Genomic DNA, 22,098 nt, shown 5'->3' with positions numbered 1-22,098 from the left:
CCGTCTGGCGCCCCAGCGGTGCGTCTCAGCGCCGCCGGTAGAGGGGGTTCTAAGGTTACTGGGGCAAAGCCGCAAGCAGAAAGTTGAGAAAAGATGAGATTTCGGGGAACTTTTCGGCAAGGCGCTGAAATGGCGTGCTAATTCCATAGGAACCGGCCCTGCGCTTCGCCGCGATGGCAGCATGACACTGGTAGAACCCTCCATGACCGCGTGAATCATCTCCGAGTGGAGCGCCATAGAGGGGATGCTGAGTGAATCGCCGCGAGGCAGCGCGACTCTCTGAACACTTGCGCGGTGACGGGCCTAGGGTGGGTAAACTTATAAAGAATAGATTGCCGCCGACCGCCATTGCCTCAAAGGCACGGCCCTACTCCTCACGGATGCAGGACTCCGCTAAGAACGATACGCCGCGCAGCTTCGTCGTTAATTTAAGGAAATGTGGCAGGGGCTGAGGGACTCGAACCCACGACCCTCGGTTTTGGAGACCGATGCTCTACCAACTGAGCTAAACCCCTATGCCGGTGGCTTGGGTAGTCGCAAACGGGCGGCGGATCAAGAGCAGATCTGGCCTTTCCGCCGATATTCTCTTCTTTGGGGAACATTGAGCGCTCAGCTTACGTTTTCCCGTCGAACCAAGCCCGAAATTGGAGGACGACCGATGACTATGAACAATCTCAAAGACGTCTACACCGACCAACTGCAAGACCTCTATTCTGCCTGCAAGCAATCGCTCGAAGCGACCAACGCTCTGGGCCGTGCGGCAGAAGACAAGGAACTTAGCGAAGCGCTTATCGACGGCAGCAACGGAATCGCCAAGGGCATGGATGTGCTGAAGTCCATCTGCGCCAAACATGACCTCGACCCGGAAGGCGAGCACTGCCACGGGATGGAGGGCCTTGTGAAAGAGGCGCATAAACATGTGCTGGAGGAGGATTTTGGCGACAGCGATGCCCGGGATGCGATGATCATCACGCAGTATCAGCGGATGGTGCACTATGCTCTGGCGGGCTACGGATGTGTTGTCGCTTTCGCCAACCGTCTGGGCGAAAATGAAGATGGTGCACAACTGCAAGAGCAGCTTGATCACACCTATGATGGTGACCGCCGCATGACAGAGATCGCGACCAAAGGCGGCGTGAACGCTGACGCCGCTTGATTGCGGTTGAATTAGAATGATTAGAGCCGGCTCTTACGGGAGCCGGTTTTCTCGTTTCAGGGGGGTCGCATACCCCGCCAAAGCAAAAGGCCGCAGCAAAAGCTGCGGCCTTTCGAATATCTGAACCGTGGTCCCCGGTCAGGCCAGGGGATGGGCTCTCATCGCTCCTGCGGAGCGACTGCCGCCCACCGGGTCCGTTTCAAAATCACTCAGTGATTTTGGAAACGACGCCCGCGCCAACAGTGCGGCCACCTTCACGGATCGCGAAGCGCAGGCCGTTTTCCATGGCGATCGGTGCGATCAGCTCAACGCCGAAGGACACGTTGTCGCCCGGCATGACCATCTCGGTGCCTTCTGCCAGCTGAACGGTGCCGGTCACGTCAGTTGTACGGAAGTAGAACTGCGGACGGTAGTTCGCGAAGAACGGCGTGTGACGGCCACCTTCCTCTTTGGTGAGGATGTAGGCTTCGGCTTCGAACTTGGTGTGCGGTGTCACGGAGCCGGGCTTGCAGAGAACCTGACCGCGCTCAACGCCGTCACGCTCAACGCCACGCAGCAGCGCGCCGATGTTGTCGCCTGCTTCACCACGGTCCAGCAGCTTGCGGAACATTTCCACACCGGTGCAGGTGGTTTTCTTGGTATCGCGGATGCCGACGATTTCGATTTCGTCGCCAACGTTGATCACGCCACGCTCGACACGGCCAGTCACAACGGTACCACGGCCGGAGATCGAGAAGACGTCTTCGACGGGCATCAGGAAGGGCTGATCCACGGCACGCTCAGGTGTCGGGATGTAGGCGTCAACTTCGGCCATCAGCTTCTTGATCGACTCTTCACCGATCTCGGGCTTGTTGCCTTCCATCGCCGCCAGAGCGGAACCTGCAACGACGGGGATGTCGTCGCCGGGGTAGTCGTAGGAGGACAGCAATTCGCGGATTTCCATCTCGACGAGCTCGAGCAGCTCTTCGTCGTCAACCTGGTCAACTTTGTTCATGAAGACGACCATGGCGGGGATGCCAACCTGACGGCCGAGCAGGATGTGCTCGCGGGTCTGGGGCATCGGGCCGTCGGCCGCGTTCACAACCAGGATCGCGCCGTCCATCTGCGCCGCACCGGTGATCATGTTTTTCACATAGTCAGCGTGGCCGGGGCAGTCGACGTGGGCGTAGTGACGATTCTCGGTCTCATACTCAACGTGCGCGGTCGAGATGGTGATGCCGCGGGCCTTCTCTTCGGGCGCGCCGTCGATCTGGTCATACGCTTGGAAGTCACCGAAATACTTGGTGATCGCCGCGGTCAGCGTGGTTTTACCGTGGTCAACGTGGCCGATCGTGCCGATGTTGACGTGCGGTTTGGTGCGTTCAAACTTTGCCTTTGCCATGGTGGCGCCCTTTTAATTGAGGGGCCCCAACGGGGACCCGAACCCTATCTGGCGGGCGATGTATTGGGTTCGAGCGGTAAAATCAAGCGAGACTTGCGTCTTGGCGCCACTTAAAGCCCACCGTGGGCCTGCCGCATCGGTCGGGCGCGCCTCGGCTATGGTCTATTTATCCTCCGGCTCCCCGGCGGGGGACAGGGCTGTGCCGCCGTTGAACCACCCCTCTTCGCGGTTTTGCTTCACCAGATAGGTCTCAATCGCCTTGGCGGCGTTCTGGCTGAGGTTCTTCAGCTGCTCCTCGGCGGATTTGGTATAGCCCGAGCCCACCACCGGCCCCTGATCGAGGGATTCGAAGACAGTGATCTGATGCGGCTCGGGGTTCAGCTTTTTGTTCTTGGCGTCGTCCCAGACCGTCAGGTTGAGGATCAGGATCGATTTGGGGGCAAAGACCAGCGGGATGCCCGGCTGGGCCAGCACGTAGCCCTCGACGCTGATGCCGAAGTGGTAAAGCCGCTCGCCCTCGTAGCGATCAAAGCGTTCGGCGGTGGCGGCGCGCACGGCCTCGGCCAGTTCTTCCTTGCTCACCTCGCGGCTGAGCGGCCCCTTCTGCGCCTTGGGCGCCACCACGATATTGTGGTGCAGATTGAAATCCCCCAGCGGGGTCGGCGCCTTGTCGAGGTCGGATGCCCCGTTGCAGGCGGCCAGCGTCGCGACGAAGGTCAACAGGGCAAGAACTCTCAGCATGGGCGATCCCTCAGGGGTGTTAAGGTTTCGAAAAGGGGTAGCCGATGGGCCCAAGGGGCGCAATCATTTGCCGCAGTTGCGCAGTCCCCGGGCCGGTCTATCTTGGACTGAGAGTGAGGACAGCAAGATGACCCAAGCCCGCCCCCTGCCCGTTCGCGTGCCGCTCGTTACCGAGCCTGTCGGCATGCTCGGCAGCCTGCAGATGGCGCGGCGCAACGTGCTGAGCATCATTCCCAAGATCGCCACGACGCAGCCCATGGTCTCGGGCAAGACCGGCAAGCGCTGGCATATGGTGATGGACCCCGGCGCGATCCGGCAGATACTGCTCGACCGGTTGGAGGACTACCCGAAGTCCGACGTCACCAAGAACCTGCTGCGCCCGGCCATCGGTGAGTCGCTCTTCATCGCCGAGGGCGCGCATTGGCGTTGGCAGCGCCGCGCCGCCGCCCCCGTCTTTTCGCAGCGCAACGTGCGCAACCTCGCCCCCGTCATGAGCGCCGCCGCCGCGCGCTCGGCCGAGCGCATCGCCGCCGCCGGGCCGCGCGCGGTCAACATGCTCGACGAGATGGTAACGACGACCTTCGACGTGATCGGCGACGTGACTTTCTCGGGCGACGGCACCTTCGACCGCGACAAGGTGCATGGCGCCATCGACGACTATATCGCCGAGGCCGGCAAGATCAGCCTTTTCGACATCCTCGGCCTGCCCGACTGGCTGCCGCGCCCGGGGCGGATGATGTCTGGCCAAGCGCTGAAGCAGATGAAGGCGATGGCCGATCAGGCGATCGAAGCGCGGGTGGCGCGCGGCCATGACGGCACGCCCGATCTGCTGGACCTGCTGCTGGAGGGCGAAGACCCCAAGACCAAGCGCCAGATGAACACCGGAGAGTTACGCGACAACCTGCTGACCTTCATTGTCGCGGGCCATGAAACCACGGCGCTGACGCTGGCCTGGTCGATGTATCTGATGGGCTTTGACCCCGAGATGCAAGAACGTGCCCGCGCCGAAGTGCACGCCGTGCTTCAAGGCCGCGCCTGTACCGGCGAGGACGTGGATAAATTGCCGCTGGTGCGGATGATCATCGACGAGGCGCTGCGCCTCTACCCCGCCGCCGGGATCATCTCGCGCACGGCGCAGAAACACGACAGGCTCTGCGACCGCGAGATCCGACCCGGGGACACGGTGATGGTCCCGATCTACGCGCTCGGCCGCAACGCGTTGCTTTGGGAGGACCCAGACGCCTTTCGGCCTGAGCGCTTCGCCGATCGCAAGGCCATCGACCGCTACGCCTATCTGCCCTTCGGGGACGGTCCGCGCATCTGCATCGGGGCGAGCTTTGCGCTGCAGGAGGCGGTGATCATCCTCGCCACCCTGCTGGGGCGGTTCAAATTCACCCCGGTGCCGGGCCGCGACCCGGAGCCGGTGATGATCCTGACCCTGCGCCCCGAGGGTGGCGTCTGGATGACCGCCGAGCCGCTGGACTGACCGCGCCCCGAAGGGCGCGGGTGTTTCACGTGAACTTGTTGTCGCGCGGGAAGCCGCGGGGGGCCATGCGGCCCGAGCTTGCGCGCTTGCCGGTCCATTCGGCCAGATCGGCCTCGGTCCGCGTGCGGCCCGCCGGGTCTTGCCAAGTGAGACCCGCCTCGCGCGTGAAGGTGATGGCGTCCGACAGGCCGCCGTCCTTGAACTTCTGCAGCCGCACGCCCTTGCCCCGGCCCATCTCGGGCAGCTCATCAAGGCCGAAGACCAGCACCTTGCGGTTCTCGCCCACCGTGGCGACGCTATCACCGGTGACGGGGTGACAGACCAGCGCCGTGACCCCCTCGCCGCGCACGTTGAGCACCTGCTTGCCGCTGCGGGTCTGGGCTACAACGTCATCCTCAGGCACGACAAAACCGTCGCCCGCGGTGGAGGCCACCAAAAGCTTGCGCCCCGGCTGGTGGATGAAGAGCGAGACGATCTGCACCTCGTTGGGCAGATCGACCATGAGGCGCAGCGGCTCGCCCATGCCGCGCCCGCCGGGCAGGTTGGCGGCGGAGACGGTATAGAACCGCCCGTTCGAGCCAAAGACCAGCAGCCGATCCGTCGTCTCGGCATGGAAGATGAAGCGCGGGCCGTCGCCGTCCTTGAACTTCAACTCGCGGTTCAGGTCGATATGGCCGGTCATGGCGCGGATCCAGCCCATCTGGCTGCAGACCACGGTGATCGGCTCGCGGTCGATCATCGCCTCGATCGGCACGTCCTCGACCTCTCCAGCGGTGTCGAATTCGGTCAGACGCTGGCCGCGCTTCACGCCGTCGATCACCCAATCCTTGCCGAACTGCTTTTTCGTCGCGCGCAGCTGGTCGGCGATGGTGGACCATTGCAGGTCCTCGCTTTCCAGCAGGTCTTCGAGCCCCGCACGTTCGGTCATCAGCGCGTCACGCTCGGCCACCAGCGCATCTTCTTCCAGACGCCGCAAGGACCGCAGGCGCATGTTGAGAATCGCCTCGGCCTGCACGTCCGAGAGCCCGTTCTCGCGGCCCGCGTAGCTGTGCGGGATCGCGCGGGTCTCACCACTTTCAGCCAGCACGCCGGTGGCCTGCGCCTCGGCATCGGCGATGACCGCCAGTTTCGAGACATCGACCCCCGCCAGCGGCGAGACGTAAGCGGTTTCGTCCATGGCGCGGGTCAGCGTTTCCTGATGCGCGCGGCTCCAATCCTCGTACATCAACGCGGCCTTGGGGTCTTCGTCGTAGCGGATGATCTCAATCACCCGGTCGAGGTTCAAAAACGCCGTGATCAGGCCCTGCAACACCTCAAGCCGGTGGTCAATCTTGTCCATCCGGTGCCGAGAACGGCGTTGCAGCACCTCGCGCCGGTGGTCGAGGAAAGCGCGCAGCACTTCCTTGAGCGAACAGACCTTGGGCGTCTGCCCGTCGATCAGCACGTTCATATTGAGCGAGAAGCGCACCTCTAGATCGGAGTTGCGGAACAGCATCCCCATGAGCACGTTCGGATCGACGTTCTTCGAGCGCGGCTCAATGATCATGCGGATGTCTTCGGCAGATTCGTCGCGGATGTCGGCGAGAATCGGGATCTTCTTGGTCTGGATCAGTTCGGCGATCTTCTCGATCAGCTTGGACTTCTGGACCTGATAGGGAATCTCGGTGACGACAATCTGCCACGCGCCACGGCCCAGATCCTCAACCCCCCAGCGGCAGCGTAGCCGGAAGGAGCCGCGGCCTGTGCGATAAGCATTGGCGATGTTCTCGGGCGGCTCGACGATGATGCCGCCGGTGGGGAAATCCGGGCCGGGGACGTAGTTCAAGAGCGTGTCGTCGCGTGCGTCCGGCGTCTTGATCAGGTGGATACAGGCGTCGCAAAGCTCGGCGATGTTATGCGGCGGGATGTTCGTGGCCATGCCCACGGCGATGCCCGAGGAGCCATTGGCCAGAAGGTTCGGGAACTGCGCGGGCAGCACCGCAGGCTCGGTCAGCGTGCCGTCGTAGTTTTCGCGGAAGTCGACGGCGTTCTCGTTCAGCCCTTCGAGCATGGCCTCGGCCACGGCGGTCATCCGCGCCTCGGTGTAGCGCGAGGCCGCGGGGTTGTCGCCGTCGATGTTGCCGAAATTGCCCTGCCCGTCGACCAGCGGGTAGCGCACGTTGAAATCCTGCGCCAGACGCGCCATCGCGTCGTAAATCGCGGCATCGCCGTGCGGGTGGTAGTTACCCATCACGTCGCCCGAGATCTTTGCCGATTTGCGGAAGCCCCCGGTGGACGACAGCCGCAGCTCGCGCATGGCGTAGAGGATGCGGCGGTGCACCGGCTTCAGCCCGTCGCGCGCATCGGGCAGCGCCCGGTGCATGATCGTGCTCAGCGCATAGGTCAGGTAACGATCCCCCAAGGCGCGGCGCAGCGGCTCGGACAGGTCATTCGGGTCGAGTTCTGGGGGTGTGCTTGTGTCTGACATGACGGGTCTTTTAGCCAAGCACGCCAGAGCGGGCAAGCGACAGATTACCGGCAAACGACTCGTTAAAATGGCCGCTGGCACGGTTTCAAGTGAGAAAAAAGCAATACTTTTCGGCTATGCGAATTCTTGCCAGTCAGAAATGAACCATTCGCGAAGTTTCGCGTTGGTCTCTCAACAACAACATGGTTTGACACGGGACGAGGAACAGCAAAAATGAAACGGTTCATCTTTTTGACATTTGGTTTCATGGGCTGGGCATTCTACGAGATGAGCGGCGGGGCCGACTTCGTGCCCGCAGGCTCGCAAACGGCCAGCGCCGAAGCGGCTGAGGCAGCCCTGATCGCCAGCGCCAACCCCTCTTCCAACCTTGTCACTGCCACCGCCGCGAACGCGGCCCGCAAGGCGGAAAGCCCGATCACCCCCTTCGCCGAACGAACCCCTGCGCGTGATGCCACAGCGACCCGCGTGGCGCTGAACCTCACGACGCTAAGCGACCTGCCGCAGGCCAATGACGGGATGGTGCAAAAGGCCGTGGCCACCCCTGCGGACCGTGCCGGGGCGAAAGTGGTGAAGGCCAAGGCCGTCAGCACCCCTGCCCCCAAAGTGGAAAAGGCCGCTTACACGACGCCAAGCGCCAATGCGCCCGCTGTCATCCCGAGCCTGATCGAAGGCGCTGACAACGGCGCGAGCTTTGTCAGCACGACCCAGGCCGACATTCGCGAAGTCAACGGCACCCGCGTCAATGTCCGCGGCGGTCCGGGCACCAACTTCGGCGTGGTCGGCAAGCTCGGCAAAGGCGACGCTGTCGAAGTGATCGAAGACAATGGCGCAGGCTGGGTGCGTTTCCGCAGCGTCGACGGCAGCGAATCCGGCTGGATGGCCGACTTCCTGCTCAACAACGGCTAACTTGCCAATCTCATAGCATCGCGCGATGAAGGGCCTTTCACACGAAGGGCCCTTTGCATGTCTGCGACCCGCTCCATCCTCATCACCGGCTGTTCCAGCGGCATCGGCTATGCCGCCGCGCACGGCATGCGCGCCCGGGGCTGGCGCGTTTTCGCTGCCTGCCGCCAACAAGCGGATTGCGACCGGCTGCAAGCCGAAGGATTCGACGCGCCGCGCCTTGACTACACCGATGAGGCCAGCATCCACGCGGCGCTTGCCCATGTGCTGGACCAAACCGGCGGCACGCTCGACGCTTTGTTCAACAACGGTGCCCACGCCACGCCCGGGTTGGTCGAAGACCTCCCCACCGATGCCCTGCGCGAGATATTCGAGGCGAATTTCTTTGGCTGGCACAGCCTGACCCGCGCGGTGATCCCGGTGATGCGCAAGCAGGGGCACGGGCGGATCGTGCAATGTTCCTCGGTGCTTGGCATGGTGGCGATGCCGTGGCGCGGGGCGTATAACTCCACGAAATTCGCCCTTGAAGGGCTGACCGATACCCTACGGCTTGAGATGCGCGGCACCGGGGTCGCGGTGATCCTGATCGAACCCGGCCCTGTCACCTCGAAACTGCGGACCAAGGCCATCCCGCGTTTCGAGCGTTGGATCGACTGGCAAAGCAGCCCCCGCGCGGCGGAGTATGAAAGCACAATGCGCCCCCGGCTTTATGACGACAGCGGCAAGAAGGACCGCTTCGAACTCCCGCCCGAGGCGGTGGTCGAGAAGCTGGTCCACGCCGTCGAATCCCCCCGGGCCCGCCCGCGCTATTTCGTCACAACCCCAACGCATATCGGCGGTATTTTACGGCGTATCCTGCCGACGCGGGCGCTGGACTGGGTCACCAGCCGCTGATTTTGGTTGCGCGGCTGCACGGTGCCGCTACATCTCAGGCCAACGAAAGGACAGCCCATGCCAAATGATCCGTTTTTCGTGATCGTCCTGATCTCTGTCGTGGCGGTCGCCGTTGTGCTCCTGATGGGGCTGGGCGGCTTTGCCACCGGGGGCAAATTCAACAAACGCAACGCTAATAAGCTGATGCGCTGGCGGATCATCGCGCAGTTCATCGCCGTGCTGCTGATCCTTGCCTATGTCTATTTCCGAGGGGGCACGATCTAATGGTTGTACTGAACAAGATTTACACCCGCACCGGGGACAAGGGCACCACCGCCCTTGGCAATGGCGACCGTGTCGCCAAACATGACGCGCGGGTCGAGGCCTATGGCACCTCGGATGAGTTGAACTGCTTTGTCGGCGTTGCACGGCTTGAAGCCACGGGCGCCACCGACGAAGCGTTGGCGCGCATTCAGAACGACCTTTTCGATCTCGGCGCCGACCTCTGCCGCCCCGATATGGAAGCCGATAAGGATGCGGAATACCCGCCCCTGCGGGTCACTCAAGAACAGGTCGACCGGCTGGAGCGTGAGATCGACGTGATGAATTCCGAGTTGGAGTCGCTGCGCAGCTTCATCCTGCCGGGTGGCCGCGCGCTGGCGGCGCATCTGCATGTCTGCCGCACCGTCGCGCGCCGAGCCGAGCGGCTGGCGGTGCTGCTGGCTGAGCAAACGGCGGTGAACCCCGCCTGCGTGACCTATCTGAACCGGCTGAGCGATTGGTTCTTCGTCGCCGCACGGATGGCCAATAACGCGGGCAAGGAAGACGTGCTTTGGGTGCCGGGGGCGAACCGGGCGTAAAATAGCGCTAACAGACGAAAAACCGGGAAAACGCCGCGTTCAAAACTGCCAACCTGCCGATTTTGGCCTGTTTTGATCCGATCCGCTTCGTTACACCCGTCTGGAGAATTAGGGAGACCGGGCCACCAGCCCGCGTCGCAAACTGAGGAGAGAGACCGCTCATGAAGGTACTGGTGCCTGTCAAACGCGTGATCGACTATAACGTGAAAGTTCGTGTCAAAGCGGACGGATCGGGTGTTGATCTTGCCAATGTGAAAATGTCGATGAACCCTTTCGACGAAATCGCCGTCGAACAGGCGATTCGTCTGAAAGAAGCCGGCCAGGCTGAAGAGGTCGTCGCCGTCTCCATCGGTGTGAAGCAAGCGCAGGAAACGCTGCGCACCGCCCTCGCCATGGGTGCCGACCGCGCGATCCTCGTGGTGGCCTCGGACGATGTGCACAAGGACATCGAACCGCTGGCCGTGGCCAAGATCCTCAAAGCCGTCGTCGACGAAGAGCAGCCGAGCCTCGTGCTCTGCGGCAAGCAGGCGATCGACAACGACATGAACGCCACCGGGCAGATGCTCTCGGCGCTGATGGGCTGGTCGCAGGCCACCTTCGCTTCCGACATCGCCATCGAAGGCGACAAGGCGAAAGTGACCCGCGAAGTCGACGGCGGCCTGCAGACCATCGAAGTCACCATGCCGACCGTGGTCACCGTGGACCTGCGCCTCAACGAGCCGCGCTACGCCTCGCTGCCCAACATCATGAAGGCCAAGAAAAAGCCGCTGGATGAGAAGACCGCCGAGGACTACGGCGTCGACGTCTCCAACCGCTTGGAAGTCGTGAAGACCGAAGAGCCCGCGGAACGCGCCGCTGGCATCAAGGTCGGCTCGGTCGACGAGCTTGTGGCGAAACTCAAAGAAGCGGGGGCTGTGTAATGGCTGTTCTTCTGATTGCAGAGATTTCCGACGGCGAACTGTCGATGGACGCAACCGCCAAGGCGGTGACCGCGGCCAAGCAACTGGGCGACGTGACCATTCTGGCGGCTGGCAGCTCTGCTGCGGCGGCTGGCGAAGCGGCGGCCAAGATCGATGGCGTCTCCAAGGTGCTGGTTGCCGAGGACGAGATGCTGGGCCACCGTCTGGCCGAAGCCACCGCGGCGCTGATCGTCAGCCTTGCCGGTGACTACGACCACATCGTCGCGCCCGCCACCACGGACGCCAAGAACATCATGCCCCGCGTCGCGGCGCTGCTTGACGTCATGGTAATCTCGGATGCCTCCGGCGTTGTGGATGCCGATACCTTTGAGCGCCCGATCTACGCGGGCAACGCGGTGCAGACCGTGAAGTCGAACGACGCCAAGAAGGTCATCACCTTCCGCACATCGACCTTCGATGCGGCAGGCGAAGGCGGCTCCGCCTCGGTCGAGACCATCTCGGCTGCCGAGAACCCCGGCCTGTCCACATGGGTCGAAGACAAGGTCGCCGAATCGGACCGCCCCGAGCTGACAAGCGCGGGCGTGGTGGTTTCCGGTGGTCGTGGCGTCGGCTCGGAAGAGGACTTCGCCCTGATCGAGAAACTGGCCGACAAACTGGGCGCCGCCGTTGGCGCGTCCCGCGCGGCGGTTGATTCGGGCTACGCTCCGAACGACTGGCAAGTTGGCCAGACCGGCAAAGTGGTCGCCCCTGACCTCTATGTCGCGGTTGGCATCTCGGGCGCGATCCAGCACCTTGCCGGGATGAAAGACTCCAAGATCATCGTCGCGATCAACAAAGACGAAGAATCGCCGATCTTCCAAGTTGCCGACTACGGTCTCGTGGCAGACCTCTTCGACGCGGTGCCGGAACTGATCGAAAAGCTGTAAGGCTTTTCACCTGAAACACCAAAGGCCCGCCGTTCTCGGCGGGCCTTTTTCGTGCATGCCCCTACCGGGAGCGTCAGGACATGCTTTGCAGCGCATCGGTCAAAGCGGCGGCGGCAGAGGCATGAGCCATCGGGCCCAGCATTTCCGACGCGGCCTGCGCCTCGAATTCACTGACCACCATGCCAGCGGTCGGCGCCCCTGAGGGGTCTTTGGGAGAGACGACCTCGATCTTGGCCGTGGCGTGTTGGGCCACCGCGTCCAACATTTCGCGTGTCACGAAAAGCGGATCATGGCCCAACTCTCTCACCGGCTGCGCTGCTGTGGCGACCGGCGGGCGGTCAGCCAGCCAAAGCAGGAGCGTGCGCCCCTGTATCTGCCCCAACATCAAACGCATGCGCGCCATCCACGCCTGCTGAAGCTCCGCGCGCACCGCTTCGAACCGTTCGGGCGAGACCTGCATGAGGTGCGTCAGCATGTGCCGGTTGAAGTGGAACTGCGAGAAATCGACTTCGCGGTAGATCGTCTGCAACAGCGCGGAGGCCCCGACGAAACGGTCGTTCCGACGCCGGTGCACGGAATAGAAACGGTTGGTCATGTTCTGCGCCCCCATGACCTGAACCACCGTCACATCTGCCTGCGAGGCGGCCTGCGCGACGAAAGGGTCGTGGGCAAAAGCGTCGATCCCCGCGTTGGGAAAGCCGAAGTTCACACAGGTCTTGCCGATCTCGGCCTCGACCCGCGCGGGAAACGGCTCTTCAATGAATTTGCCATAGGTCTCCGTCCCGCCGAGAAAGGCGATATAGGGCGCCTCCAACCTGCGGCGCGGGCCGCGAAACATCAGCTTTGACGTGCCGTAGCGGCATGGCAAATAGTCCAGAGGCGCTGGCCCCACTGCATCATAGGTCATCGAACCCACCTTTTTGTTCACCCAAAGCCAGATTGCACAACAGGGGCTGCGATTCTGTTAATGGGCGAATTTGTCGTGAGATTTCGTAAACAGCTGCCCTTGCGGCACCCCCGCCACGCGCCCTATTGTGCGCCGAACTCAAGCAAAGGACAGGCCATGGACATCCAGACAATCGGTATCGTGGGAGCGGGGCAAATGGGCAATGGGATCGCCCATGTCATGGCGCTGGCGGGCTACGACGTGCTGCTGAACGATGTCAGCGCCGATGCGCTGGCCAAAGCGATGAAAACCGTGACCGGCAATATGGACCGCCAAGTCAGCCGCGAAAAGATCACCGCCGCCGACCGGGACGCCGCCATGGCGCGCATCACCACGACGCAGACGCTAAGCGATCTGGGCCAAAGCGATCTGGTGATCGAAGCCGCGACCGAGCGCGAAACGGTGAAACAGGCGATCTTTGAAGACCTGATCCCGCATCTGAAGCCGACGACGATCCTGACCTCGAACACTTCCTCGATCTCGATCACCCGCCTTGCCAGCCGCACCGACCGGCCCGAGAAATTCATGGGCTTTCACTTCATGAACCCTGTGCCGGTGATGCAGCTGGTCGAATTGATCCGCGGCATCGCCACGGACAGCGAGACCTATGACGCTTGCAAAGCCGTGGTGGACCGTTTGGGCAAGACCGCCGCCTCGGCGGAGGATTTCCCAGCCTTTATCGTGAACCGCATCCTGATGCCGATGATCAACGAGGCGGTCTATACGCTCTACGAAGGGGTCGGCAACGTCGAGTCGATCGACAGTTCGATGAAGCTGGGGGCGAACCATCCGATGGGGCCGCTGGAGCTTGCGGACTTTATTGGTCTCGACACCTGCCTTGCCATTATGAACGTTCTGCATGACGGGTTGGCGGATACGAAATATCGCCCCTGCCCGCTGCTGACCAAATATGTCGAAGCCGGGTGGTTGGGCCGCAAGACGCAGCGTGGGTTCTATGATTACCGGGGCGAAAAGCCCGTTCCGACGCGCTGAGTTGCGAGGGTGTTGGGGGCCCTGCCCCCATCGCGCCAGAGGCGCGATTCCCCCGAGGGTATTTTTAAAAGGATGAAGTTTAGTTGGTGAGCGCCAGAGTATGGGCGCGCAGCCAAGCCATGAAACCGCGCGGGTCGTCGGCCCAGCGGTCAATCTCTTGGCGGGCGAGCGGGTGGCCGACGATGGGGCCTTGGGGTTTGTCGCAGGCGTGGGCGATCTCATGCAGCAAGAGCCCTTGGCGCAGCATCGGGCTGAGCCTGTTGGCAATCTGATAGGCGCGGCTGTTCTGGCCCGGGAAGCGCATCGGCACCACCTGCGCACCGGAACGGCGGATCATCTTGGCGGTGAAGACGTTCCATTCCGCTTCGACCGCCGGGCCCCACCAGCTTTCCGAGGCCGCGACGACGCCTGAGGGGAAGAGCGCCACGACGCCGCCTTCTTTGAGATGGGCCATGGCCTTGGCGCGCATTTCCACGCCTTTGCGCTGCGCATCCGGGTCATGTGGGAAGGGCACCGGGATCATGTAGCTGCCTGCCACCTCGTCAATGGAAGTGAGCAGCGACCGGGTGAGGATACGGTAATCGGGGCGCACGCGGCCGATGAGATCGGCGAAAATCATACCGTCGACCATACCGTGGGGGTGATTTGCCACGACTACGACGGGCCCTTCTTTCGGGATGCGGTCCAACTGCTCTTGCGGGGTTGTGAGGTCGATGCCCATCGTGTCGAGCGCTGCGCGCCAAAAGGCTTGGCCCGAGGGGGTGCCGCGTTGTTCGAACTTGCGGATTAGCCGCAGGATTTTGAGCTTGCCGGTGAAAAGCTCCATCGCGGAGATCACTCGCGCCTTCCATGGGTCATCGAAGGTCGAGGCATAGGACAGGCTGCGGCGGTCGTATTTGGTGAAGGTCACCGTGCCGTCGCCTGTCTGGGCCGGCTCAGCCGCGATGTTTTGCACGTCATCCATGGGGTCGGCGGTTCCTTTTCCCGCTTGGCGGGCCTAAAACCCTTCGCCGAACTTATCCGCCACGAGGGCGGTTAAAGCTTCGGCCAAGGCCTCGGCATCGGGGCCGGAGGTTTGGACATCGATGGTGGTGCCGCGCGACGCGCCGAGCATCAAGAGCCCCATGATACTGTCGCCCGAGGCCGACATGCCATCCTTGCTGACTTCGGCACGGGCATCAAACGCCTCGACCACCTCGACCAATTTGGCGGAGGCGCGCGCGTGCAGGCCTTTTTCGTTAACGATCTTTAAAGAAAATTCGGGCATGACGTCTTGGGGCCTTCTAACCTGCGCTGACATTCTGGCTGTCGATATACTTCTTACCAGCTTCGAGCGCGGCGCGCACGGCATCGGGCACATCCATATGCCGCGATTTGGCGAGTTTGATCAGCATGGGCAGGTTCGCGCCGTAGATGATCCGGCGGTTTTCCGGGCGGCAAGCCAAGAGGCTGAGGTTCGAGGGGGAGCCGCCGAAAAGATCGGTGACAACCACCACACCGGCGCCTTGGTCCACCGCATCGGCGGCGCCGCAGATCTCGCGTTCTTTGTCGGCGCGGTCATGGTCGGCTTCGATGGCGATGGCGCGCACGCCGAATTGGGATCCCACGACATGTTCGATGGCGGCAAGATATTCTTGCGCCAGCCCCCCATGTGCGACGATGACGATCCCGATCACGGCTTGCTTCCTTCACGATGCTGACGGTCCAGCTCTCGATGCCTAATTGACACCTGCCAGCCCTGCTCTGCAAGGCGCAAAGCGTGATCTTCGGCCATGGCGACAGAGCGGTGTTGCCCGCCCGTACAGCCGAATGCGATGGAGATATGCGATTTGCCCTCCTCGCGGTAGGCGGGCAGCAGCAGCAGGCTGAGGTCGAGCACCTTGTCGGCGAAATCCGCGTAGCGCTTATCGCTCGCCACATGGGCCGCGACGGAAGGGTCGCGCCCGTCGCCACTGCGCAATTCAGGAACCCAATAGGGATTGTTCAGAAAGCGGCAGTCGTGCACCACATCAACGCCGCGCGGAAGGCCCCGTTTGTAGGAAAAGCTTTGTACCGAGACCGTCAGTTGGCGCTGCCCGCCGGGGGCGAACCATTGCTCGACCTCGGCGCGCAACTCGTGGACGTTCAGCGTTGTCGTATCGATCAACACGTCGGCACGGGCGCGGATCGGGTGGAGCAGTTCCTGCTCGCGTGCGATCCCGTCGACTGGGCGGTCAGCCGGGGCCAGCGGGTGGCGGCGGCGGGTTTCGGAAAAGCGTTGCAGCAGCACATCGGGGGCGCAGTCGAGATAGAGCAGTTCCGCGCGCCACCCCGGCTCAGCCGTCAGGCGGCCCATCAGCTCCAGCACGCCTTCGGTGGAAAAGTCCCGGTTGCGGGCGTCGATCCCCAAGGCCACCGATTGCGCATCGCCGGGGCGGTCAAGCAGCGCGGGCAGCAGCCGCAGCGGCAGGTTGTCGATCGCCTCGAACCCCGCATCTTCAAGCACGTTGAGCGCAGAGGACCGCCCGGCGCCCGAAGGGCCGGTGACAAGAACCAACCGCCGCGGGGCGGGGTCTGTTGATGAGGTCTGACTGATCAATTCGGTTCTTCCACACCTGACATATACAGATGAATTGCTGCCGCAAAATGAGCGCTATCGCATTTGTGAAAACAGGGCAACGTGACACCCCGTAGCATATGGCTGTGCCCTTCGGGAAGACGCTGGTCTTCGGTGCGGGCCAGATCGACGACGAGGGCCAGCGGCACGGGGCCGTGATCCTCGGCCCGCAGAATGCCGACATAACGCGCTTCGATCAGGCCGCGGATCGGCTCGGGGACGCTGGCGATCACCTGATCCCCCTCGCGCATGATATCGGTGCGATCATCGGCCACCAGCTTGGCGCCAAGGGCGATCAGTTGCAGGGCGAGCGCCGATTTGCCCGCACCGGACGGGCCAAGGATCAGCACCCCGCGCCCATTGATCGCCACGCAGCTGGCGTGGAGGTTTTCGCGCTCGACGGTCATATCAGGCCCCGCGCCCGGGATTTAGGTGGGCAGCCCCACGACAAAACGCGCGCCGAGCGGTTCGGAGGTAATGTCGGCTTCAGTCGGGCGGATGTTCTCGGCCCAAATCACGCCGCCATGGGCTTCGACGATCTGCTTGGAGATTGCGAGGCCGAGGCCGGAATTGTTGCCGAAATGCTCTTCCGGGCGTTGCGAGTAAAAGCGTTTGAAGATTTTGCCGAGCGCCTGCTCGGGGATGCCGGGGCCGGTGTCCTCGACGACGATCAACACGCGATTGGCACGTTTGCGGGCCCAGACCCGGATCGCGTCGCCGTCTTCGCAAAAGGAAATCGCGTTGGTGATCAGGTTCACGAAGACCTGCGCCAAACGGGCTTCCAACCCATGCACGGTGATCGGCGCAGCGGGGAGATCGGTGATGAAATCGATGCCTTTGGATTTCGCATCTTCGCCGAGGTACTGGCCCAGATTGCCCAGCATTTGCAGCAGGTCGAAGGGCTCTTCCTCTTCCTTGACCAGTTCGGAATCGAGCCGCGAGGCATTGGAAATGTCGCTCACCAAACGGTCGAGGCGGCGCACGTCATGTTCGATCACATCCAGCAGTTTCTCGCGCTGGTCGTCGCGCTTGACCATTCGCAGCGTGCCCACAGCAGACCGGAGCGAAGCGAGCGGGTTCTTGATCTCATGGGCCACATCGGCGGCGAATTGTTCGTTGCCGTCGATCCGATTGTAGAGCGCCGAGACCATGCCGCGGAGGGCGCCCGATAGGCGGCCGATCTCATCGGGGCGCGCGGTCAGGTCCGGGATGCGGATACGGCCGGGGTTCATCTTGCGCGCGTCCTTGTCGCGGCCCAGTTCGGCGGCGGCAGAGAGGTCGGCCAGCGGATTGGCGATGGTCGAGGCCAGAACGAGGCTGAGGCCGATGGAGACGAGGGTCGCGATGACGAAAATCTGCAAGACGCGCTCGCGTTCGCTGCGCACAAGGCGGTCGATCTCTCCCGCAGCACTGGCCACGGCGACCACGCCGACCGGGGCCTCGCCCTGCATGATGGGAGTCACCACGCTGAAAAGCGTGCCGCCTTCGATGGCGAGCGTGCCTTCCAGCCGGGTGCCGCTGGTCACGCTAGTGCCGACCATGCCGCGCAATTGCTCTTCGAGCGGCGGGGTGGCGGTGACCTCATCGGTGCTGAAGGGGGCCGAAACCCGGTCCCAAAGCCAATTCAACCCGTCGTTCAGCAAGGTCCGCTCACCCGCCTCGGACGCGGCGAGGGCTTCGGCCACGGTAAGGCTGCCTGCGGTGCGGGCGACCAGCGTTTCCGCCGGATCATAGACAAAGACTTCGATGCCGCCGCGCAGATCCAGCCCGTCGAGCGTGGCAGCCACATCGACACCATCGCCAGTGGTCAGGTTCACCGGCGCGCCTGCGGGGAGTTGGGCCTCGATCACATCGGCGATCAGCTCAGTCTCAGACACCAGTGCCGCGGCGCGTTGCAGCGCCAGACTGTCTCGCGAGGAATTGAGGTAGAGGATCCCCGCAACCAGAACGCTGAGCGCGATCAGGTTGAAGGTAATGATCTTGCGCGTCAGCGGCGAGGAGCGGAGCGAGAACAGCCCCCGCCGTTCACGCTTGACCCGAATTTCATCCGGCGCGGCACTGTCGGGGGTGACCCAATCATCCCCCAATACAACATCACCGTCCCTGCCAGCAGCCATGTCCCGCACAAGCTTCCTTTCGACCCGCGTTAACCGACGGGTTTACTCTTCGTTATATCTATAGCCGATGCCGTAAAGCGTCTCGATCGCCGAGAATTCGTCATCAGCGCTGCGCATCTTCTTGCGCAGGCGCTTGATGTGGCTGTCGATGGTGCGGTCATCCACATAGACCTGATCATCATAGGCCACATCCATCAGTTGGTCGCGCGATTTCACGAAACCGGGGCGCTGCGCGAGGGCTTGCAGCAGCAGGAATTCGGTCACGGTCAGCGACACATCCTTGCCCTTCCAGCTTACCGCGTGGCGCAGCGGGTCCATCCGCAGATCGCCGCGTTCCATCACCTTGGTCTCTTCGGTATCGCCGACCTCATTCGTCTCGACCGCGTCTTGGCGGCGCAGAAGGGCGCGGATACGCTCGACCAACAGGCGCTGGCTGAAGGGTTTTTTGACGTAATCGTCGGCCCCCATGCGCAGGCCCAGCACCTCGTCGATCTCATCGTCCTTGGAGGTCAGGAAAATCACCGGCATCGCGGTTTTCTGGCGCAGACGTTGGAGCAGATCCATGCCGTCCATACGGGGCATCTTGATGTCCAGCACCGCCATATCGGGCAGTTTCTTGTTGAAGGCGTCCAGCGCCGCTTGGCCATCGTTATAGGTTTCCACTTCGAAACCTTCAGCTTCAAGAGTCATCGAAACGGATGTCAGGATGTTCCTGTCATCGTCTACCAATGCGATCTTTGACATTGCCTGCTTCCTTATGCTGCTCAATTCGTTCTTATTTTTGGAGTCAGTGATCTCCAATATTACAGATCGAATCAATCCTTAAGTGCGAATCGTGCCTCTGAGATGCACCAATTCCGTCATAATTTGGTTAGGAATGGCTAAATTGCCGCACTTTGACTGGCCCCGCCCAAGGTGAAGACGCGGCAGCATCCACCGCTTTGGGGCGGGTTCTAAGCGCTCAGAAACAAAGTTTTAGATGATGGCGCTAACTGTGACAAAGCTGCCTGTTCAACCTGAAAACGCCCGTGTTAAGAGGCTCTCAAGGCCCCCGACGCCCAGGGCAATTGCGCCCGCTCGGACACGTTCTGCGCTGCTCACGCGCTACCACAGGAGACATCATATGACATTTGGACGGGTAAACCCGCAGTTCAGCCTCAAGGATCAGCAGATCACCGGGCTGGGCGATGTCTATTACAACCTGACCGAGCCCGCGCTCGTCGAAGCCGCGCTGAAGCGCGGCGAAGGCAGCCTCGGCAAGGGCGGCGCCTTCCTGGTCACCACTGGCAAGTTCACCGGCCGCTCGCCGAAGGACAAACACGTGGTCAAGACCGACAGCGTGGCCGAGAGCATCTGGTGGGAGAACAACGCCGAGATGTCGCCCGAAGGCTTCGACGCGCTCTACGACGACATGATCGCCCACATGCAGGGCAAGGACTACTTCGTGCAGGACCTCGTCGGCGGTGCGGACCCCAAACATGCGATCAACGTGCGCATGGTGACCGAACTGGCATGGCACGGGCTTTTCATTCGCACCATGCTGCGCCGCCCCTACGCCGAAGCGCTGAAGGACTTCACTGCCGATTTCACCGTCATTAACTGCCCCAGCTTCCAGGCCGATCCGGCCAAGCACAACTGCCGCAGCGAGACCGTGATCGCGATGAACTTCGACCGCAAGATGATCCTCATCGGCGGCACCGAATACGCGGGCGAGAACAAGAAATCGGTCTTCACCCTGCTGAACTACCTGCTGCCCGAAAAAGGCATCATGCCGATGCACTGCTCGGCCAACCACGCCAATGGTAACCCGGTCGACACCGCCGTCTTCTTCGGCCTCTCGGGCACCGGCAAGACCACCCTCTCCGCCGATCCCGAGCGCACGCTGATCGGCGATGACGAGCACGGCTGGTCTGACAACGGCACCTTCAACTTTGAAGGCGGCTGCTATGCCAAGACCATCAACCTCAACCCCGAGGCGGAGCCGGAGATCTACGCAACGACCTCCAAATTCGGCACCGTGATCGAGAATATGGTCTTCGATCCCGATACTTTTGAACTCGACTTCGACGACGACTCGCTCACCGCCAACATGCGTGCCGCCTACCCGCTGCACTACATCTCGAACGCAAGTGAGAAGGCCGTCGGCGGCCACCCGAAAAACATCATCATGCTGACCTGTGATGCCTTCGGCGTGCTGCCCCCGATCGCGCGGCTGAGCCCGGCGCAGGCGATGTATCATTTCCTGTCGGGCTTCACCTCCAAGGTGGCGGGAACCGAGCGTGGCGTGACCGAGCCGGAGCCCACATTCTCCACCTGTTTCGGCGCCCCCTTCATGCCGCGCCGCCCCGAGGTTTACGGCAACCTGCTGCGCGAAAAGATCGCCCAGCACGGCGCCACCTGCTGGCTCGTGAACACCGGCTGGACCGGCGGCGCATACGGCACCGGCTCGCGGATGCCGATCAAGGCGACCCGCGCCCTGCTCAGCGCCGCGCTCGAAGGCCGTCTGGCGGATGCCGAGTTCCGTAAGGATCCGAACTTCGGCTTCGATGTCCCTGTCGAGGTGAACGGCGTCGCCGACATCCTGCTCGACCCGCGCCGGACCTGGGACGATCCAGAAGCCTATGACCGTCAAGCGGCAAAACTGGTCAAGATGTTCTCGGACAACTTCGAGCAGTACCTGCCCCATATCGACGACGACGTGAAAGCCGCGGCGATCAGCTAAGCTTTTCGCCAAGGACAAAAAGAAAGGGCCGCCCCTGTTGGGCGGCCCTTTTCGCATCTCACGCTCCGTGGCCCTTAGCCTGCGAAAGTCACCTTCGCATCCAAAGGCATCTCGCGCAGGAAACTGTCATCCACGCCGACGATATTGACCGAAGTCGACCGATCAACCGCCGCGATCAGGGCAAAGCTCTTGTCCGGATAGCGCCCGGCCATCAGCAAACGTTTATAGGCCAAAGGCACCGGCGCGCCCCCCTCCTCCCGCGGGATTTCAGTGACCACCTCGTCCAAGCGAACGCCACAGGTCGACTCAACCTCCCGAAAGGGGTAGTTCAGCATATTCTCGAACTCAGGACCGCCGGGGAAGAGTTTGATGGGCCGCCCGATGCTGCTGCGCGCATTGGTCCAGCCCCACCATTGCGTGTAAAAGGATTTCTCCCCCACTTCGGTACAAATCCATCCATTGGGCGAATCGCGATACACCAACACATAGGGGCGCATGGCGCGAAAGGCTTCGCTTTCCAACTCACCCCGGCTCAAGCTCCACGCCTGCAACACGGCCTGAAGCATGGCAGAGCCACCGTCCCAGATCAGCGACAGAGGCTGCTGTTGTTGGTGAAAACACCAACCGTTCGGCTCTTCATGCGAAAGGCGCAGCATGCCATCGGCATGGCGCGTTTTGCCATCCAGCCACAGCTTGCCCCGATCGAGAATATCGCGTGCCTCGGGCAAGGCTTCCAGGCCGACCTTGGTCAGGGAATAGCGGCGATTTTCGATGGTAAACAGCGGCGCGCCCATCGCCTCTTCCAACTGCTGGATATGCCGCCGGACCGTCTGCCGTGTGCTGACCAATTCGGCCACCGCATGGCTGAGGTTCAAAGTATGCGCCAGCGTCACGAAAGAGCGCATCATCTCGAACAAAAGGGCCGGAGCGGGGTCCTTTTGCAAGGTCTGGGGCACGGGTGCGCCCGGCTCAATATCGGACATATGCTGGTTCATAGGCAAGGGATGGTAC

General features: G+C 62.3%; 23 protein-coding genes and 1 tRNA gene. 11 read left to right on the top strand and 13 right to left on the bottom strand.

What is annotated here, in order from left to right; genetic code table 11:
- Positions 1–439 precede the first annotated feature (439 nt).
- A tRNA-Trp gene (locus ACGYLO_RS03745) sits at positions 440–515 on the bottom strand.
- 143 nt (positions 516–658) lie between these two features.
- Between ACGYLO_RS03745 and ACGYLO_RS03740 the strand changes: the two genes are divergently transcribed.
- Positions 659–1,156 carry a DUF892 family protein gene (locus tag ACGYLO_RS03740; RefSeq protein ID WP_067260565.1) on the top strand — a complete coding sequence of 166 codons (498 nt, stop codon included), beginning with the start codon at positions 659–661 and terminating at the stop codon, positions 1,154–1,156.
- 205 nt (positions 1,157–1,361) lie between these two features.
- On the opposite strand, the gene tuf is transcribed toward ACGYLO_RS03740, so the two are convergent.
- The gene (gene tuf, locus ACGYLO_RS03735; RefSeq protein ID WP_067260569.1) at positions 1,362–2,537 is read right to left on the bottom strand and encodes an elongation factor Tu; all 1,176 of its coding nucleotides are present in this window, start codon (positions 2,535–2,537) and stop codon (positions 1,362–1,364) included.
- Positions 2,538–2,699: 162 nt separating this feature from the next.
- On the bottom strand, positions 2,700–3,278 hold the full coding sequence (locus ACGYLO_RS03730) for a hypothetical protein (RefSeq protein WP_067260571.1): 579 nt from the start codon (positions 3,276–3,278) through the stop codon (positions 2,700–2,702).
- 127 nt (positions 3,279–3,405) lie between these two features.
- Here ACGYLO_RS03730 and ACGYLO_RS03725 point away from each other — a divergent pair, with 127 nt between their 5' ends.
- Positions 3,406–4,764, top strand: coding sequence for a cytochrome P450 (locus ACGYLO_RS03725; protein ID WP_271688311.1), 1,359 nt, complete (start codon positions 3,406–3,408; stop codon positions 4,762–4,764).
- Between the two features lie 25 nt (positions 4,765–4,789).
- Here ACGYLO_RS03725 and ACGYLO_RS03720 read toward each other — a convergent pair whose 3' ends face one another.
- On the bottom strand, positions 4,790–7,231 hold the full coding sequence (locus ACGYLO_RS03720) for a DNA topoisomerase IV subunit A (RefSeq protein WP_271688312.1): 2,442 nt from the start codon (positions 7,229–7,231) through the stop codon (positions 4,790–4,792).
- On the opposite strand from ACGYLO_RS03720, the gene ACGYLO_RS03715 reads away from it, so the two are divergent.
- The 7 genes from ACGYLO_RS03715 to ACGYLO_RS03685 all read left to right on the top strand — a co-directional run bounded on the left by ACGYLO_RS03715 (position 7,221) and on the right by ACGYLO_RS03685 (position 11,713).
- Positions 7,221–7,448: a hypothetical protein gene (locus tag ACGYLO_RS03715; protein WP_271688313.1), complete on the top strand. Its 228-nt coding sequence runs from the start codon at positions 7,221–7,223 to the stop codon at positions 7,446–7,448. The genes ACGYLO_RS03720 and ACGYLO_RS03715 overlap by 11 nt on opposite strands.
- Positions 7,445–8,137 carry an SH3 domain-containing protein gene (locus ACGYLO_RS03710; protein WP_271688314.1) on the top strand — a complete coding sequence of 231 codons (693 nt, stop codon included), beginning with the start codon at positions 7,445–7,447 and terminating at the stop codon, positions 8,135–8,137. Before ACGYLO_RS03715 ends, ACGYLO_RS03710 begins: the two co-directional genes overlap by 4 nt.
- A gap of 57 nt (positions 8,138–8,194) precedes the next feature.
- Positions 8,195–9,028: an SDR family NAD(P)-dependent oxidoreductase gene (locus ACGYLO_RS03705; RefSeq protein ID WP_271688315.1), complete on the top strand. Its 834-nt coding sequence runs from the start codon at positions 8,195–8,197 to the stop codon at positions 9,026–9,028.
- Positions 9,029–9,085: 57 nt separating this feature from the next.
- A complete protein-coding gene (locus tag ACGYLO_RS03700; protein ID WP_067260586.1) occupies positions 9,086–9,292 on the top strand; it encodes a twin transmembrane helix small protein in 207 nt (68 codons plus the stop codon).
- Positions 9,292–9,867: a cob(I)yrinic acid a,c-diamide adenosyltransferase gene (locus ACGYLO_RS03695; protein ID WP_271688317.1), complete on the top strand. Its 576-nt coding sequence runs from the start codon at positions 9,292–9,294 to the stop codon at positions 9,865–9,867. Before ACGYLO_RS03700 ends, ACGYLO_RS03695 begins: the two co-directional genes overlap by 1 nt.
- Before the next feature lie 161 nt (positions 9,868–10,028).
- Positions 10,029–10,787 carry an electron transfer flavoprotein subunit beta/FixA family protein gene (locus tag ACGYLO_RS03690; protein WP_067260591.1) on the top strand — a complete coding sequence of 253 codons (759 nt, stop codon included), beginning with the start codon at positions 10,029–10,031 and terminating at the stop codon, positions 10,785–10,787.
- Positions 10,787–11,713, top strand: a complete 927-nt coding sequence (locus tag ACGYLO_RS03685) for an electron transfer flavoprotein subunit alpha/FixB family protein (protein WP_271688320.1) — start codon at positions 10,787–10,789, stop codon at positions 11,711–11,713. Before ACGYLO_RS03690 ends, ACGYLO_RS03685 begins: the two co-directional genes overlap by 1 nt.
- 73 nt (positions 11,714–11,786) lie before the next feature.
- On the opposite strand, the gene ACGYLO_RS03680 is transcribed toward ACGYLO_RS03685, so the two are convergent.
- The gene (locus ACGYLO_RS03680) at positions 11,787–12,620 is read right to left on the bottom strand and encodes a DUF6473 family protein (RefSeq protein ID WP_276154330.1); all 834 of its coding nucleotides are present in this window, start codon (positions 12,618–12,620) and stop codon (positions 11,787–11,789) included.
- Between the two features lie 156 nt (positions 12,621–12,776).
- On the opposite strand from ACGYLO_RS03680, the gene ACGYLO_RS03675 reads away from it, so the two are divergent.
- Complete coding sequence (locus ACGYLO_RS03675; RefSeq protein WP_168612495.1) at positions 12,777–13,652, top strand: 3-hydroxybutyryl-CoA dehydrogenase; 876 nt, start codon at positions 12,777–12,779, stop codon at positions 13,650–13,652.
- Positions 13,653–13,731: 79 nt separating this feature from the next.
- Here ACGYLO_RS03675 and ACGYLO_RS03670 read toward each other — a convergent pair whose 3' ends face one another.
- From ACGYLO_RS03670 to ACGYLO_RS03640, 7 genes are read right to left on the bottom strand one after another with little or no spacing between them, the layout of a single operon-like run.
- Positions 13,732–14,616, bottom strand: a complete 885-nt coding sequence (locus ACGYLO_RS03670; protein ID WP_271688322.1) for a lysophospholipid acyltransferase family protein — start codon at positions 14,614–14,616, stop codon at positions 13,732–13,734.
- Positions 14,617–14,649: 33 nt separating this feature from the next.
- Positions 14,650–14,919 (bottom strand): HPr family phosphocarrier protein, encoded by a 270-nt coding sequence (locus tag ACGYLO_RS03665; protein ID WP_067260603.1) that lies wholly within the window; start codon positions 14,917–14,919, stop codon positions 14,650–14,652.
- A gap of 16 nt (positions 14,920–14,935) precedes the next feature.
- Positions 14,936–15,328 (bottom strand): PTS sugar transporter subunit IIA, encoded by a 393-nt coding sequence (locus tag ACGYLO_RS03660; RefSeq protein WP_067260606.1) that lies wholly within the window; start codon positions 15,326–15,328, stop codon positions 14,936–14,938.
- Positions 15,325–16,230 (bottom strand): RNase adapter RapZ, encoded by a 906-nt coding sequence (gene rapZ / locus ACGYLO_RS03655; RefSeq protein ID WP_271688324.1) that lies wholly within the window; start codon positions 16,228–16,230, stop codon positions 15,325–15,327. The genes ACGYLO_RS03660 and rapZ overlap by 4 nt, the downstream gene beginning before the upstream one ends.
- The gene (locus ACGYLO_RS03650; RefSeq protein ID WP_271688325.1) at positions 16,227–16,655 is read right to left on the bottom strand and encodes an HPr kinase/phosphorylase; all 429 of its coding nucleotides are present in this window, start codon (positions 16,653–16,655) and stop codon (positions 16,227–16,229) included. The genes rapZ and ACGYLO_RS03650 overlap by 4 nt, the downstream gene beginning before the upstream one ends.
- A 21-nt stretch (positions 16,656–16,676) precedes the next feature.
- The gene (locus ACGYLO_RS03645) at positions 16,677–18,365 is read right to left on the bottom strand and encodes a sensor histidine kinase (protein ID WP_271688326.1); all 1,689 of its coding nucleotides are present in this window, start codon (positions 18,363–18,365) and stop codon (positions 16,677–16,679) included.
- Between the two features lie 42 nt (positions 18,366–18,407).
- Positions 18,408–19,109: a response regulator transcription factor gene (locus ACGYLO_RS03640; protein ID WP_067260621.1), complete on the bottom strand. Its 702-nt coding sequence runs from the start codon at positions 19,107–19,109 to the stop codon at positions 18,408–18,410.
- Between the two features lie 379 nt (positions 19,110–19,488).
- Between ACGYLO_RS03640 and ACGYLO_RS03635 the strand changes: the two genes are divergently transcribed.
- Positions 19,489–21,087, top strand: coding sequence for a phosphoenolpyruvate carboxykinase (locus ACGYLO_RS03635; protein WP_271688328.1), 1,599 nt, complete (start codon positions 19,489–19,491; stop codon positions 21,085–21,087).
- 74 nt (positions 21,088–21,161) lie between these two features.
- Here the strand turns inward: ACGYLO_RS03635 and ACGYLO_RS03630 are convergent, their stop codons facing one another.
- Entirely contained in the window at positions 21,162–22,070 is a 909-nt protein-coding gene (locus ACGYLO_RS03630; RefSeq protein WP_271688329.1) for a LysR family transcriptional regulator, read from the bottom strand.
- Positions 22,071–22,098: the final 28 nt, after the last annotated feature.

This window comes from Sulfitobacter sp. 1A13353 (assembly GCF_043557255.1).
Taxonomy (GTDB): Bacteria; Pseudomonadota; Alphaproteobacteria; order Rhodobacterales; family Rhodobacteraceae; genus Sulfitobacter; species Sulfitobacter faviae.
This window is presented reverse-complemented; position numbering and strand designations above follow the sequence as displayed.